The 14960-nt window shown below is 60.6% G+C and carries 12 protein-coding genes and 3 tRNA genes; 4 read left to right on the forward strand and 11 right to left on the reverse strand.

Going from position 1 to position 14960, the window contains the following annotated elements:
• The 9 genes from G5193_RS06675 to pncC form a co-directional block, all read right to left on the reverse strand.
• Window positions 1-77 (reverse strand) — tRNA-Arg (locus tag G5193_RS06675).
• A gap of 100 nt (window positions 78-177) precedes the next feature.
• Window positions 178-254, reverse strand: a tRNA-Arg gene (locus G5193_RS06680).
• Window positions 255-257: 3 nt separating this feature from the next.
• A tRNA-Ser gene (locus tag G5193_RS06685) sits at window positions 258-350 on the reverse strand.
• 214 nt (window positions 351-564) lie between these two features.
• The gene (gene csrA / locus G5193_RS06690) at window positions 565-753 is read right to left on the reverse strand and encodes a carbon storage regulator CsrA (RefSeq protein ID WP_005336053.1); all 189 of its coding nucleotides are present in this window, start codon (window positions 751-753) and stop codon (window positions 565-567) included.
• Window positions 754-856: 103 nt separating this feature from the next.
• The gene (locus G5193_RS06695) at window positions 857-2095 is read right to left on the reverse strand and encodes an aspartate kinase (RefSeq protein WP_337073158.1); all 1239 of its coding nucleotides are present in this window, start codon (window positions 2093-2095) and stop codon (window positions 857-859) included.
• 16 nt (window positions 2096-2111) lie between these two features.
• Window positions 2112-4736, reverse strand: a complete 2625-nt coding sequence (alaS, locus tag G5193_RS06700; protein WP_337073157.1) for an alanine--tRNA ligase — start codon at window positions 4734-4736, stop codon at window positions 2112-2114.
• Window positions 4737-5031: 295 nt separating this feature from the next.
• Complete coding sequence (locus G5193_RS06705) at window positions 5032-5532, reverse strand: regulatory protein RecX (RefSeq protein WP_201990977.1); 501 nt, start codon at window positions 5530-5532, stop codon at window positions 5032-5034.
• 44 nt (window positions 5533-5576) lie between these two features.
• The gene (gene recA / locus G5193_RS06710) at window positions 5577-6641 is read right to left on the reverse strand and encodes a recombinase RecA (RefSeq protein WP_421205514.1); all 1065 of its coding nucleotides are present in this window, start codon (window positions 6639-6641) and stop codon (window positions 5577-5579) included.
• An 80-nt stretch (window positions 6642-6721) separates the two neighbouring features.
• Entirely contained in the window at window positions 6722-7213 is a 492-nt protein-coding gene (gene pncC / locus G5193_RS06715) for a nicotinamide-nucleotide amidase (protein ID WP_216949740.1), read from the reverse strand.
• Between the two features lie 250 nt (window positions 7214-7463).
• Between pncC and mutS the strand changes: the two genes are divergently transcribed.
• On the forward strand, window positions 7464-10055 hold the full coding sequence (mutS, locus tag G5193_RS06720) for a DNA mismatch repair protein MutS (protein WP_421205516.1): 2592 nt from the start codon (window positions 7464-7466) through the stop codon (window positions 10053-10055).
• A 104-nt stretch (window positions 10056-10159) separates the two neighbouring features.
• On the opposite strand, the gene ydiK is transcribed toward mutS, so the two are convergent.
• Window positions 10160-11251 carry an AI-2E family transporter YdiK gene (gene ydiK / locus G5193_RS06725; RefSeq protein ID WP_216952793.1) on the reverse strand — a complete coding sequence of 364 codons (1092 nt, stop codon included), beginning with the start codon at window positions 11249-11251 and terminating at the stop codon, window positions 10160-10162.
• Window positions 11248-12636 (reverse strand): phosphatase PAP2 family protein, encoded by a 1389-nt coding sequence (locus G5193_RS06730; protein ID WP_421205518.1) that lies wholly within the window; start codon window positions 12634-12636, stop codon window positions 11248-11250. The genes ydiK and G5193_RS06730 overlap by 4 nt, the downstream gene beginning before the upstream one ends.
• Window positions 12637-12821: 185 nt before the next feature.
• On the opposite strand from G5193_RS06730, the gene G5193_RS06735 reads away from it, so the two are divergent.
• From G5193_RS06735 to hslO, 3 genes are all read left to right on the forward strand, one after another.
• On the forward strand, window positions 12822-13202 hold the full coding sequence (locus G5193_RS06735; protein WP_005340143.1) for a hypothetical protein: 381 nt from the start codon (window positions 12822-12824) through the stop codon (window positions 13200-13202).
• 254 nt (window positions 13203-13456) lie between these two features.
• Window positions 13457-13855: a ribosome-associated heat shock protein Hsp15 gene (hslR, locus tag G5193_RS06740; RefSeq protein ID WP_227341494.1), complete on the forward strand. Its 399-nt coding sequence runs from the start codon at window positions 13457-13459 to the stop codon at window positions 13853-13855.
• A gap of 83 nt (window positions 13856-13938) precedes the next feature.
• Window positions 13939-14823, forward strand: coding sequence for an Hsp33 family molecular chaperone HslO (gene hslO, locus G5193_RS06745; protein WP_421205520.1), 885 nt, complete (start codon window positions 13939-13941; stop codon window positions 14821-14823).
• Window positions 14824-14960: the final 137 nt, after the last annotated feature.

Consider the following 14960-nt stretch of genomic DNA (forward strand, 5'->3'; position numbering starts at 1 on the left):
TGGTGCGCCCGAGAGGATTCGAACCTCTGACCACCTGGTTCGTAGCCAGGTACTCTATCCAGCTGAGCTACGGGCGCCCTGTTTTAAAACGATAAAAAAAGCTTACTTATCAGTAAGCCTTTTCCAAAGTGTCGACTTGCTGATGGTCAACACATGACTCTTGCTTGAGTCGTAATATGGTGCGCCCGAGAGGATTCGAACCTCTGACCACCTGGTTCGTAGCCAGGTACTCTATCCAGCTGAGCTACGGGCGCAAATGGCGGAGAAGGGGGGATTCGAACCCCCGATGCGGGTATAAGCCGCATACTCCCTTAGCAGGGGAGCGCCTTCAGCCTCTCGGCCACCTCTCCGTTTGCGGGGCTGATAATACTTCACAGGGATTTTTAGTCAAACACTTTTTTGGAGAAAAAAGTGCGTTCGCTCAGCATTTGGTCAAAGCGTGGAATATTCAAACAATATCGGCACTTATCCCGCAGTTTCGCGCCCTGCAGGGCGATTTCAGGGGGGCCGGAAAAACAAAAGGCGACACATGAGGTGTCGCCTTGTCACAGCCATGAAAGTGGCTTAGAAGCCCGGTTGGCCCGGAACTTTCTCGGCCTGGATGCGCTGGTAGATCTCTTCGCGGTGTACGGAGACCTCTTTCGGCGCGTTAACACCGATACGGACCTGGTTACCTTTAACGCCCAGTACGGTGACAGTCACTTCATCACCAATCATCAGGGTTTCCCCAACACGACGAGTCAAAATAAGCATTCGCTTGCTCCTGTATCCTGTTTTGTTTTTATATCGATATGCGACATTATCTAACAAAGATACCGATATGGTAAATGGTTGAAACTAAATCAATCAGAGATTGTTAGCCCAAGGGCTGCTCTTGCGGTGCCTGATCCAACCCGAAAGCCGCGTGCAGGGCTCGCACCGCCAACTCCAGATACTTCTCGTCAATCACCACAGAGATTTTGATTTCAGAGGTCGAGATCAACTGCATGTTGATCCCCTCCTCGCCCAATACCTTGAACATGGTGCGCGCAACACCGGGATGGTTCCACATGCCGACACCGACAATGGAAACCTTGGCAATTTCGCCATTTCCCTGCACGCAGGAGGCGCCAAGTTCGGTGGCGGTCTCCTCCAGCAGCGCCCGGGCGCGGCGATAGTCGTCACGATTCACCGTGAAGGTGAAGTCGGCGGTGCCATCTCCCAGGGTGTTCTGCACAATCATGTCGACATCAATGTTGGCGTCGCTGATCGGATTCAGGATCTGCGCGGCAACGGTTGGTCTGTCCGGCACGCCCAGAATGGTCAGGCTGGCCTCGTTGCGGTTAAAAGCGATCCCGGATACCAGGGGAGCTTCCATCCTATCACCTCCATATGTGATTAAGGTTCCCTCTCCATCGATAAAGCTCGACAGCACCCGCAGCGGGACGCGGTACTTGCCCGCAAACTCCACCGAGCGGATCTGCAACACCTTGGCGCCGAGACTGGCCATCTCCAGCATCTCCTCGAAGGTGATGGTGTCAAGACGACGCGCCTTGGGCTCGATGCGCGGATCCGTGGTGTATACCCCATCCACATCGGTAAAGATCTGGCACTCATCGGCCTTGATGGCCGCCGCTACAGCAACCGCCGTGGTATCCGAACCGCCGCGGCCCAGCGTCGTGATGGCGTTATGCTCGTCACGGCCCTGGAAACCGGCGATCACCACCACCTTGCCCGCAGCCAGTTCGGCATGAACCAGCCCGGTGTCGATGTGGGTGATGCGCGCCTTGCCATAGGCGGAATCGGTATGAATCCGCACCTGATCACCGGTCATTGAGACCGCAGGACAACCGCGTTTGTTCAACGCGATCGCCAGCAGCGCTATGGTGACCTGCTCACCGGTGGAGACCAGTACATCCATCTCCCGCCGGTTGGCATCAGGATCCAGCTGCTGGGCCATGCCCAGCAGCCGGTTGGTTTCGCCCGACATGGCGGAGACAACCACCACCACGTCGTGTCCCTGGGCGCGGGTCTGCTCGACCCGCTCAGCTACCGCCTCGATCCGCTCCAGTGTGCCGACCGAGGTGCCGCCGTACTTCTGTACATAGAGTGCCACAGATCACCTCGCCCGATTACAGGCGCTCTTCCAGCCAGGAGTGAACGGATTGCAGCGCTGCCGGCACCGCCTCAGGCTGGGTACCACCCGCCTGTGCCATGTCCGGACGGCCACCGCCCTTGCCACCCACCTGCTGGGCAACCAGATTGACCAGTTCCCCGGCCTTGACCTTGCCGGTCAGGTCGTTGGTGACACCGGCGATCAGGTTAACCTTGCCGTCGGCACAGGTGGCCAGCAGTACAACACCGGACTTCATCTGGTTCTTCAGTTCGTCCAGCATGCCGCGCAGGGATTTCGGATCGGCCCCTTCCAGCGCTGCAACCAGCACCTTCTGACCGTTGATCTCGATCACCTGACCCAGCAGGTCGTTACCGGCCTGAGCGGCCAGCTTGGCCTTGAGCTGCTCCAGCTCGCGCTCCATCATCTTGGCCTTGTCCAGCATCTGGCGAACCTTGTCGGCGATGCAGAACTGGTCGCCTTTCACCAGGGCGGCAGCCTCTTCAATCTGCTCGCCAACCTGATGCATGAAGTCGATGGCCGCTTTGCCGGTCACCGCTTCGATACGGCGCACGCCAGCAGCGATGCCGCTCTCGGCGATGATCTTGAAGAAGCCGATATCACCGGTGCGCTTGGCGTGAGTACCGCCGCACAGCTCGGTGGAGTAGTCACCCATGCGCACCACGCGCACGTCGTCTTCATATTTTTCACCAAACAGCGCCATGGCACCGGCGGACTTGGCCGCTTCCAGATCCATCAGCTGGGTGGTGATTTCGTGGTTGGCGCGGATCTGGTTGTTGACCAGCTCCTCGACCCGGCGAATGGTCGCCATGGTCAGCCCCTCGAAGTGGGAGAAGTCGAAACGCATGCGCTCGGCACCAACCAGAGAACCTTTCTGGGTGACATGCTCGCCCAGTGCCTGACGCAGGGCAGCGTGCAGCAGGTGAGTCACGGAGTGGTTCAGGGCGATGGCCTGACGACGGTCAGCGTCAACCACGGCTTCCACTTCGGCGCCCTTCTCCAGGGTGCCCAGCTCCATGTAACCCTTGTGGATGATCGCCTTGCCCGCTTTCAGGGTATCAGTCACGGCAAAGATGCCGTCGTCCACTTTCAGGATACCGCTATCACCGACCTGACCACCGGACTCGGCATAGAAGGGGGTCTGCTCCAGCACGATGACCGCTTCGTCACCGGCGATAAGACCGCTCACCTCTTCCACACCCTTGTAGATACCGACCACGCGGGTACGCTCGGTCAGGGTCTTGTAACCGGTGAAGGGGGTCTCGAAGTCGAGCTTGAGCATCTCGTTGTAGTTCACGCCGAAGCTGGAAGCCTCTTTGGCACGAGCACGCTGCTTCTCCATCTCGGCCTTGAAGCCCTCTTCGTCGATGCCGATCTCGCGCTCGCGCACCACGTCGGCAGTCAGGTCGGCCGGGAAGCCGTAAGTGTCATATAGCTTGAACACCACTTCGCCCGGAATAACCTTGGCATCACCCAGGTTGGCCAGAGCATCTTCCAGCAGCAGCAGACCGCGATCCAGGGTGCGGACAAACTGCTCCTCTTCGATGCGCAGCACGCGCTCGACCAGCGGCAGCTGGGCGATCAGCTCGGCAGCGACATCCTTCATCTGCACTGCCAGCTCGGCAGCCAGTTTGTAGAAGAAGACATCGGTCGCGCCCAGCTTGCGACCGTGACGCACGGCGCGGCGGATGATGCGACGCAACACATAGCCACGACCTTCGTTGGACGGCATCACGCCATCTGCCACCAGGAAGGCGCAGGAGCGGATGTGGTCAGCGATGACGCGCAGAGACTGGTTGCTCAGGTCGGTGGTGCCGACAATCTCGGCCGCTTTCTTGATCAGCGCCTGGAAGATGTCGATTTCGTAGTTGGAGTGGACACCCTGCATGATGGCGGAGATACGCTCCAGACCCATGCCGGTATCCACGGACGGACGCGGTAGCGGCTCCATGGTGCCGTCAGCCTGACGGTTGAACTGCATGAAGACCACGTTCCAGATCTCGATGAAACGGTCGCCATCCTCTTCCGGTGAGCCGGGACGGCCGCCCCAGATGTGATCGCCGTGGTCATAGAAGATCTCGGTGCAGGGACCGCACGGGCCGGTATCGCCCATCGCCCAGAAGTTGTCGGAAGCGTAAGGGGCACCCTTGTTGTCACCGATGCGCACGATGCGATCGGCCGGGACACCGACCTCTTTTTCCCAGATATCGAAAGCTTCATCGTCAGTCGCGTAGACGGTCACCAGCAGGCGCTCTTTCGGCAGCTGCAGCACCTCGGTCAGGAAGCCCCATGCAAACTTGATGGCATCCTGTTTGAAGTAGTCACCGAAGCTGAAGTTACCCAGCATTTCAAAGAAGGTGTGGTGACGAGCGGTATAGCCGACGTTTTCCAGATCATTGTGCTTACCACCGGCACGCACGCAACGCTGGGAAGTCGTCGCGCGATTGTAGGCACGCTTGTCTGCGCCAAGGAACACGTCCTTGAACTGGTTCATACCCGCGTTGGTAAACAACAGGGTCGGGTCGTTATGCGGTACCAGCGAGCTGGAGGAGACAACCTGGTGCCCCTGGGAACGGAAATACTCGAGAAACGCAGCGCGAATCTCTGACGTGGACATATACATGGAAAATCCTGCTTGATTCGAATACGGACTTTTAACCGCATTAATGTAAGTTTTCTGCGGGGTAAAGTAAAACGGACAGGGCCGCCACGGGCGAAAAAGCGCACATAAACGGGCCAGAAAAGAGCGGCACCGCCTACAGTGGCTTTTTCCACTGTCGAGAGGCAAAAAAGCAGCGCAGAAAGAGGGATGAGATAAACAAAAGGCGGCTTTTTCGGAATTGCGCTCGCAACCTACTGAGCCAGCAGGAAAAACCAGCCACAAGGAGAGGTAAAACGACTGTTGCCACGCAGTGGCGTTACTCCTCCCGCTCCTGCAGGGCCGAGATGGCATAACGGGCCTGATCCTGGGTAAAACCGCGCCCCAGCAGATATTTGAGCCACTTCATCCGCAGCTTGAAATCCGCCAGATCGGCCACCCTGGCGCGCCGTTCGAGCAGGGCAAACGCCAGTTCGAACCAGTCCAGCTCCGGCTGATCGAATGCGGCATCAATCTGCATATCGTCGAGCCCCTTGCGGCGCAGATCGAAGCGGATCTTGATGGGGCCATGGCCCTTGGCGGCACCGGCCCGTACAGCCATACCGCCGTAACGTTCGTCATTGACCCAGTTGTAACCGCGGCAGTAGTCGACCACCGCCTCGATCACCTCTTCATTGAAGCCCTGCTGGCGCAGCCGGTTGGCCAGCTCCGACTCGGCACTCTCGCGGCGGGCCAGACTGCGCATGGCATAGCCGCGGGCCGCAGCCAGTTGTTCTTCAAAGGTGAGTTCGACAGGTTTGTCAGCAGATTCATCAACCATCATAAATAACAAGGCCGGGTATCTACCCGGCCTTCCTTTGTTCCTTATTCGAACTCTTGTTCGCTTTCGGCATCGAACTCGTCTGCCTCAACCGGAACAGCCTTGTCATCGACTGGCACGGCACCGGAGAGCAGCAGCTCGCGCAGGCGGGCTTCCACTTCACCAGCCATCACCTTGTTCTCGGCGAACAGCTTCATCACGTTGGCCTTGCCCTGACCGATCTTCTCGCCGTTGTAGCTGTACCAGGCACCGGCCTTGTCGATCAGCTTGTGCTTGACGCCGAGATCCACCAGCTCGCCCTCTTTGGAGATACCGGCGCCGTAGAAGATCTGGAATTCGGCCTGCTTGAAGGGCGGGGCCACCTTGTTCTTGACCACTTTGACGCGGGTCTCGTTACCGACCACTTCGTCACCTTCCTTGATGGCACCGATACGACGGATATCCAGACGCACGGAGGCGTAGAACTTGAGCGCGTTACCACCGGTAGTGGTCTCCGGGCTACCGAACATGACGCCGATCTTCATCCGGATCTGGTTGATGAAGATGCACAGGCAGTTGGCGTTCTTGATGTTGGCAGTCAGCTTGCGCAGTGCCTGGGACATCAAACGGGCCTGCAGGCCAACGTGGGAATCCCCCATCTCCCCTTCGATTTCCGCTTTCGGGGTCAGGGCCGCCACGGAGTCGACGATGATGACGTCAACCGCGTTGGAGCGAACCAGCATGTCGCAGATCTCCAGCGCCTGTTCACCGGTATCCGGCTGAGAGATCAGCAGGTCGTCGACGTTGACGCCCAGCTTGGCAGCATAGATAGGGTCGAGGGCGTGTTCCGCATCGACGAAGGCACAGGTTTTGCCTTTCTTCTGGGCTTCCGCGATCACCTGCAGGGTAAGGGTGGTTTTACCGGAAGATTCCGGGCCGTAGATTTCGACGATACGGCCACACGGCAGACCGCCGATCCCCAGAGCCACGTCCAGCGAGAGGGAACCGGTAGAGATGGCTTCGATATCCATGGTCTTGCTGTCGCCCAGACGCATGATGGAACCTTTGCCGAACTGCTTTTCAATCTGACCCAGCGCAGCCGCCAGTGCCTTCTGTTTGTTCTGATCCATGCCAATCTCCGCTGGAAATCGTGAGTAAGAAGTGAAGTTGGGCTAAGTATACTGTCTATTCATACAGTATCAAGCCCAATTTATCTGAGCAGGGCCAACAGACCCGACAAGGCCTGTCTCACCGCCTGCTGGCGTACCTGTCGGCGATCTCCGTCGAAGCGGGCCAGCAGGGAGTGGTGACGACCATTGCGGTCGGCCCAGGCGAACCAGACGGTGCCGACCGGCTTGCCTTCGGTGGCGCCGCCGGGGCCGGCGATGCCGCTGATGGCAACGCTGATGGAGGCAGACGAGTGCGCCAGCGCGCCGCGGGCCATCTCCAGCACCACCGCCTCGCTCACCGCGCCGTGCCGCTCAAGGCTCTCGCTGCTCACCCCCAACATCTGCTGTTTGGCCTCGTTGGTGTAGGTGACAAATCCGCGATCGAACCAGCCGGAGCTACCCGCGATGTCGGTGATGGCCGTAGCCACCCCACCGCCGGTACAGGATTCGGCGGTCGCCGCCAGCCAGCCCCGTTGACCGAGGGCCCGTCCCAGCTCGATGGCAAGGTGCTCTATCTCTGCATCCAGTTTCATCACGACTCCTTCTGATCCGCTCAAGAGGCACATTATGCGATCCCGCTAGCGCCGCCCGCAACCACGGCAGACCGCCCTTGCCTGCCGCAATGTGAGGTACCGCACCGGAGCCATGCCTTCAATAGTGCAGAACAACCGCGCCCGGAACACCCGCTCCCCCGCCGCGGCGCTTATGTGTAGAATGGCGCCATCAAGCTCAAGGCTCATCACCGCAGACACCGGCCCGCAGAGGCCCCTTCTGGAACAGAACATGACCGCACAACACCAAGCCAGCGGCGCCACAAGCTCCGCTCCCGGCGCCAATCTGAGCGCCCACACGCCCATGATGCAGCAGTACCTTGGCCTCAAGGCCGAGAACCCGGAGATCCTGCTGTTCTACCGGATGGGCGACTTCTACGAGCTGTTCTATGACGATGCCCGCAAGGCCTCTCAGCTGCTCGACATCTCCCTGACCAAGCGCGGCCAGTCGGCGGGCAGCCCCATCCCGATGGCGGGGGTGCCCTATCACGCTATCGAAGGGTATCTGGCCAAGTTGGTGCAGCTCGGCGAGTCGGCCGCCATCTGCGAACAGGTGGGGGATCCCGCCACCAGCAAGGGGCCTGTGGAGCGCAAGGTCATTCGCATCATCACCCCGGGTACCGTCTCCGACGAGGCTTTGCTCAGCGAGCGACAGGACAACCTGATCGCCGCCGTCTATCACGATGGCCGCCGCTTCGGTTACGGCACCATGGACATCGGCTCCGGCCGCTTCTTCATCAACCAGTTCGAGAAAGAAGAGACCTTGCTGGCAGAGCTGCAGCGCACCAATCCGGCCGAACTGCTCTACCCGGAATCGTTCGAGTTCCTGCACCATATAGAGGGTCGCCGCGGCCTGCGTCGCCGCCCGGAGTGGGAGTTTGAGCTGGGCACCGCCCGCAAACTGCTCTGCCAGCAGTTCGGCACCCAGGATCTGGTGGGATTTGGCGTCGACAAGAGCGAGACCGCCCTGTGCGCCGCTGGTTGTCTGATGCAGTACGTAAAGGACACCCAGCGCACCGCCCTGCCCCACATCCGCAGCGTGCGCCTGGAGCAGCCGGATCACGCGGTCATCATGGATGCCGCCACCCGCCGCAATCTGGAGCTGACCCAGAATCTGGCCGGTGGCTACGAAAATACCCTGGCCGAGGTGCTGGATCGCACCGCCACCCCCATGGGCAGCCGCCTGCTCAAGCGCTGGATCCACCAGCCGATCCGCGATCGGGTGATCCTGAAAGGTCGCCAGAGCACCATCCATACGCTTATCGAGCAGAACCTCTACGATGAACTGGGCAGCCTGCTGCGTCAGGTCGGGGATGTGGAGCGGGTGCTGGCGCGCCTCGCCCTGCGCTCGGCCCGCCCGCGCGACCTCACCCGGCTGCGTCAGGCCTTCGCCCAGCTGCCCGAGCTACAGCGTCTGCTGGCGGACAACGAACACGAAGCGGTGCAACAACTGGCCGAGCGTGCCAGCACCTTCCCCGAGCTGCTCGACCTGCTGGAGCGCGCGGTGATGGAGGTGCCGCCGGTGCTGATCCGCGATGGTGGCGTGATCCGTGACGGCTTCAATCAGGAGCTGGACGAGCTGCGGGATCTCGCCAACGGCGCCACCGCCAGCCTCGCCCGCATCGAGGAGCGGGAGAAGCTGCTGACCGGTATCAACACTCTAAAGGTGGGTTACAACAAAGTGCACGGCTTCTATATCGAGGTGAGCCGCGCCAACAGCCATCTGGTGCCGGCCCACTACATCCGCCGCCAGACCCTCAAGAACAACGAACGCTACATCATCGATGAGCTGAAGAAGTACGAGGACAAGGTACTCACCGCCCAGTCCCAGGCGCTGGCGCTGGAAAAACGGCTCTACGAAGAGCTGCTCGATGCCCTGCTGCCCCACCTCGGCGATCTGCAGGATTCCGCCGCCGCACTGGCGGAGCTGGACGTACTGGCCAACCTGGCCGAGCGGGCCGAGACCCTCGACTATCGCTGCCCGACCCTCATCGATGAGGATCAGATCCTGATCGAGGCGGGCCGCCATCCGGTGGTTGAGCAGGTAATGACAGATCCCTTTATCGCCAACCCCATCCGGCTGGAGCGGGAGCGGCGGATGCTGATCATCACGGGTCCCAACATGGGCGGTAAATCGACCTACATGCGCCAGACCGCGCTGATCGTGCTACTGGCCCATATCGGCGCCTTCGTCCCCGCCGACAGCGCCCGCATCGGCCCCATCGACCGTATCTTCACCCGCATCGGGGCGTCAGACGATCTCGCCTCCGGCCGCTCCACCTTTATGGTGGAGATGACCGAGACTGCCAATATCCTCAACAACGCCACCGCCCGCAGTCTGGTGCTGATGGACGAAATTGGCCGCGGCACCAGCACCTACGACGGCCTCTCGCTGGCGTGGGCCTGTGCCGAACAGCTGGCGAGCAAGATTGGCGCCTACACCCTGTTCGCTACCCACTACTTCGAGCTGACCCGCTTGCCCGAGCTGATGAGCGGGCTGGCCAACGTCCACCTCGATGCGGTGGAGCACGGCGACACCATCGCCTTTATGCACGCGGTGCAGGAAGGGGCGGCCAGCCGCTCCTACGGTCTGCAAGTGGCGGCGCTGGCTGGGGTACCGAAATCGGTGATCCAGCAGGCCCGCCACAAGCTGCATGAGCTGGAGAGCGCCACTCCGGTGGCCGCCGGTGAAAGCCGCCCGGCACCGGTGGCCCTCGCCCCGCAGCCTCATCCGGTGGTGGAAGAACTGGAAGCGGTGCGCCCGGACGAGCTCACCCCGCGCCAGGCACTGGACCTGCTCTATCGCCTCAAGCAGATGCTGTGAACAACCGCTGCGGCTCAGGTATGAAACAACTGGCCTGACGCTGTCATCATCAACAAAAGAGCCGCCCATCGGGCGGCTCTTTGCATCGTCTTTTTATAGAACCGTCAATCTATACTGGGCGCTGCCGCGATATGGGTCGCCTCTGACTGGTGGTCACCCTCCTTGATCCAGGCATCCAGCAAGGTATAAGCCACAGCCAGCACCACGGGGCCGATAAACAGACCGATGATCCCCATCGCCAGCAGGCCGCCGATAACCCCCACCAGAATGAGAATGAGGGGCAGATTGGCACCGCGTTTGATCAGGAAGGGACGCAGGAAGTTGTCCATTGTGCCGGCGATCAGCGACCAGACCAGCAGGAAGGTGCCCCAGGTAGTATCACCGCTCCAGTAGAGATAACCGACACAGGAGATCAGCACCGGAAAGGGACCTATCTGGGCGACGATGAGCAGGAACATTACCACCACCAGAACCATGGTGTAGGGGATGCCAGCGATCCACAGCCCCACCCCGGCCACCGAGGATTGCACCAGCGCAGTAACCACCACCCCCATGGCCACGGCGCGGATCGCCTGGGAAGCCAGCACGGTCGCATTGTCACCGCGATCCCCGGCCAGCCGGTGGGCAAAGCGGCGAATGCCGGTCGCCACCACTTCACCGGAGTGATAGAGCAGACCACAGATACCGACCGTCAGCAGGAAGTGGACCAGCAGCATGCCCAGATTACCGGCCTGAGCAGCCAGCCAGCGCGCCGTCTGGCCGAAGTAGGGCGCCAGTTTGGCAAACAGCACCTGACCACCGCTCGCCAGAATTTGCTGCCAGAAGTCATAGAGCTTGCCGCCCACCAGCGGGATCTGCTGCAACCAGAGCAGCTCGGGCGGAGGCGACTGGCTGATATTGGTCCCCAGTTCGATCAGCATGGGGGCTTTCTCCGCCACATTGGCCAGTGTCATAAAGAGCGGAATGACAAACATCAGCAATAGCACCAGGCTCATAAAGAGAGCGGCCAGCGCACGCTTGCCCCACAGCAACCGCTGCACCATCAACATCAGTGGCCAGGTAGCGATGGTGATCATGGTGGCCCACACCAGTGCGGGCAGGAAGGGGCGCAGCACCATAAAGCAGGAGATGATCAGGAGGCTGAGAAACAGCACCCCCAAGGTTATCTTGGCCAAATCCACTTTTTTCATATTCATAGAGTTCCCCTTGCAGGGCGTCCGCCCCTGGGTCGTGAGTCTTGTTTCAAGAGAGAGAGTATCCACCAGAGGCCGACGCTCAACCAGAGCCCCAGCCCGAAAAAGAGCACAAACTGTCCGAGCAGTATGATCAACGAGCTACTGGTTAGCAGCGGCAACAGCCACAGGCCGGCACCGTTCAGCAAGCCGCCCGCCAGCACGACGCCCCCTGTAAGCAGCGGGGGATAACCAGCACGAACGAGGGCAGCCTTTCCCCCGAGCCAGAGGCCCAGCGCTACCAGCCCGATACCGGTCAGATGGGCCGATTGGGTCATTCCCCCGAGCGCCAGCGCCGCGGCAATCAGCAGCAACCAGCCTGCCCCACCCCCATCGGTACGCCAGCAGGGACAAGCAGCCAGCAGTATGGCACCCATCAGCAGCCCCGCCGCTACGTCAGAGATAAAGTGCACCCCGAGCCAGACCCGCGCCAGACCTGTGGTCAGCGCCAGCAGCAGCGCCAGCGAATAGGCCAGCCCGCGCCGGGCAGGCCAGAGCCAGCCAAGCAGCGCCCCCCAGAACAGCAAGGCCGAGGCGGTATGGCCGCTCGGCATGCCAAAGCCTTGGGCACTCTGGGTTGCCAGTTCAGGTTGCAGATGGAAGGGGCGCGGCCAGCCGATCCCCTCCTTGCTTGCCTGCACCAGCAAGCCGAGCCAGAGCATGGCAAACAGCAGCTGGCGCAGTCGCGGCCACCCCAGCAGCGGGAGCAGCAAAGGTATCAGGGCAAGCTGAAAGCCGCCTGAACCAAACAGATTGCTGACCGACAGCCACCAGACATCGGGCCCCAGCCACTGTTGCATGTGCAGCATCAGCGGGATCTCGGCCTGATGCAGCGCATTGCCCTGCATCACGAAATCGGCCTGCCAGCGCACCTCGCTCTCCGGCACCTGATCAAGCCTGGCTTGCAGCCAGTCGAGCTGATCCGGGAAGCGGCGCTGCTCGCGGGGGAGCTGGTCGATGGCGATCAGCCGGGCGTTAAGGATCTCGCCACCCAGATTGGAGGCCTTCAGGATGGAGACAAACGCGGCGCCTTGCTGCGCGACAATCGGTTCCAGAGTGCGACAAGCGAAGATAACCGCCCGCTGCCAGCGACCCAGCTCCTGCACAACCCCCCCCCGCAAGCCGGTCTCTTCATAGAGTTCGCGCAGCGCCGCCTCTTCGGGGCGCTCATCGCCATCTATGTAGCCGCCGCTCAGACCGTAGCGGGAGGAGATGCGATCCTGCACCAGCAGCAGTTGATCCTGATGGCGGATGGCGCAGGCCGCCGCCGAGGGAGCCGCCGGTTCGGCACTCAGGGCTGGCAGAGCGGCAAACAGCGCCAGCAACAGTAAAAAGAGGGTTCTCGACATCAATTTGCTTTCCCTATGCACAATGGCGACAAGCCTCCCAGAAATCAGATAGTTGGGCAACGGTAGCGGCCGGATTGCCGCCGTTCCAGCCGCGCTGGCGGTGCACGGAAGATTGCGATGAAGCAGGGCACTCCCTACTATTGGCGGCTATCTTCAATTTCATGCAGCAAACGCTGGAGCCCTCCATGAGACAGTTCGGCTTTTTCCTCGGCATCGCCATCGGTGTCATTTTGATCCTGTTCGGCAGCATCGTCATCTTCCAGGCGCTCCCTGCCGCACTGGATGTACTGGAGATGCCAAGCCGCATCCCGTTCGTGCGCGAGGTCTACACTTGGCTGATGACCAGCGCCAACGGCCTGACCGCCCAGCTGGAGCAGAACTTCCTGGAAGCGTTCCAGACCGTGCTCAAGCTGATCCTGCTCATCACCTTCATGTGGGTCTGCGTCAAGCTGGTCAACATGGGGGTGCTGATTATCCGCGCCGGGGTTGATCTCATCCGCACCGCCATCGCCCACAGCGAAGGCCCCCACGACCAGAAGAAGCCGGATCAGCACGATCACTTCTGACTAAGCAGTGGTCAACGGATGTGAACGCTGCCGCCCCCAACAGGGGCGGCAGTGCTATATGCGCGGTATGAAGGCCCCTCCCTGCCCCATGGATACCCGATAAAGCAGCGCTTTCCCTTGTGAATCAGCAAACTGCCCATATGTTGCATCACCTTGACATGGTTTGCGCCCCGCGCGGTGGTTGCCCGGTTTCTATCCCGCCCCCGGGCTCTGGTATAATCGACCGCCTCTTTTCCCCGTTATGGAGCCTGTTCATGGCCAATCATGCAGAAAACGCCCTCGAGGTTCGGCTCGACAAGTGGCTGTGGGCGGCCCGGTTCTACAAGACCCGCTCGCTGGCGCGGGATCAGATTGACGGCGGCAAGGTGCACTACAATGGTCAGCGCAGCAAACCGGGCAAACAGGTGGAAGTGGGTGCGCTGATCCGCTTCTGGCAGGGGCAGGATGAGCGGGAAGTGCGGGTGCTGGCCATCAGCGATCAGCGCAAATCGGCACCGCTTGCCCAGCAGCTCTATGAAGAGACCGCCGAAAGCCTGAAAAAACGGGCAGAAAACAGCGAGGCGCGCCGCTTCAACAGCCAGTTTGCGCCGAGCCCGGAGCGTCGCCCCGACAAGCAGGAGCGGCGTCAGCTGCTCAAGGTCAAGCAGTACTGACCGACCCCGATTTGATAGCGCAGTGACGGCCACAGGCGGTCACTGCGTCCGATTTACCTCACCGAAGAACTCAGGAATATATGATGAGCAACCAAGATCTGCTGTATCGCTATCTGTTTGAAGAGTACGAAGTACGTGGCGAGCTGGTCCAGCTGGATCACACCTACCGCCACGTGGTGGAAGCCCAGAACTACCCGGTGCAGGTGCAAAAACTGCTGGGCGAGCTGCTGGTCGCCACCAGCCTGCTGACCGCCACCCTCAAGTTTGAAGGTTCCATCACCGTTCAGCTGCAGGGCGATGGCCCGGTGCGTCTGGCCGTCATCAACGGTGACCACAACCAGCAGCTGCGCGGCGTGGCCCGCTTTGAAGGCGAACTACCGAGCGACAACAAGCTGCAGAGCCTGATCGGCAACGGCCAGCTGGTCATCACCATCACCCCGGATCAGGGCGAGCGCTATCAGGGCATCATCGCGCTGGACGCCGACACCCTGGCTGGCTGTCTTGAGCACTACTTTGCCCAGTCCGAGCAGCTGGCGACCAAGCTGTGGATCCGCACCGGTTACCACGAGGGCGAACCGCGCGCCGCCGGCATCATGCTGCAGGAGCTGCCCGCCCAGAGCGAGGATCACAGCAACGACTTCGATCACCTGACCCAGCTCACCAGCACCATCAAGGATGAAGAGCTGTTCGGCCTGCAGGCAGAAGAGATCCTCTACCGTCTCTACCATCAGGACAAGGTGCGGGTGTTCGATCCGCAGGCGGTCGAGTTCCGCTGCACCTGCTCCCGCGAGCGCTGCGAAGGGGCCCTGTTGCAGATAGAAAAGGAAGAGGTCATGGAGATGGTGCAGGAGCTCGGCAAGATCGACATGCACTGTGATTATTGCGGCGCCCAGTACCAATTTAATGGGATCGATGTCGAAACCCTGTTCAGCAGGGCTCCCGGCAATGATGCAAACCAGTTACACTAATTAAAGGCGGGCAAAACCCGCCTTTAACTTTAATAACAAAAAAATACCCTATTTTATAAAGTTTGATGGCGATCGCTAAACTCTACCACCTAAGTGATAGGATGACCGTCAGATAGAACCCTACCAACCTCTGAACC

Source organism: Aeromonas sp. 601027, assembly GCF_049174455.1.
In the GTDB taxonomy this organism is placed as follows: domain Bacteria; phylum Pseudomonadota; class Gammaproteobacteria; order Enterobacterales; family Aeromonadaceae; genus Aeromonas; species Aeromonas veronii_A.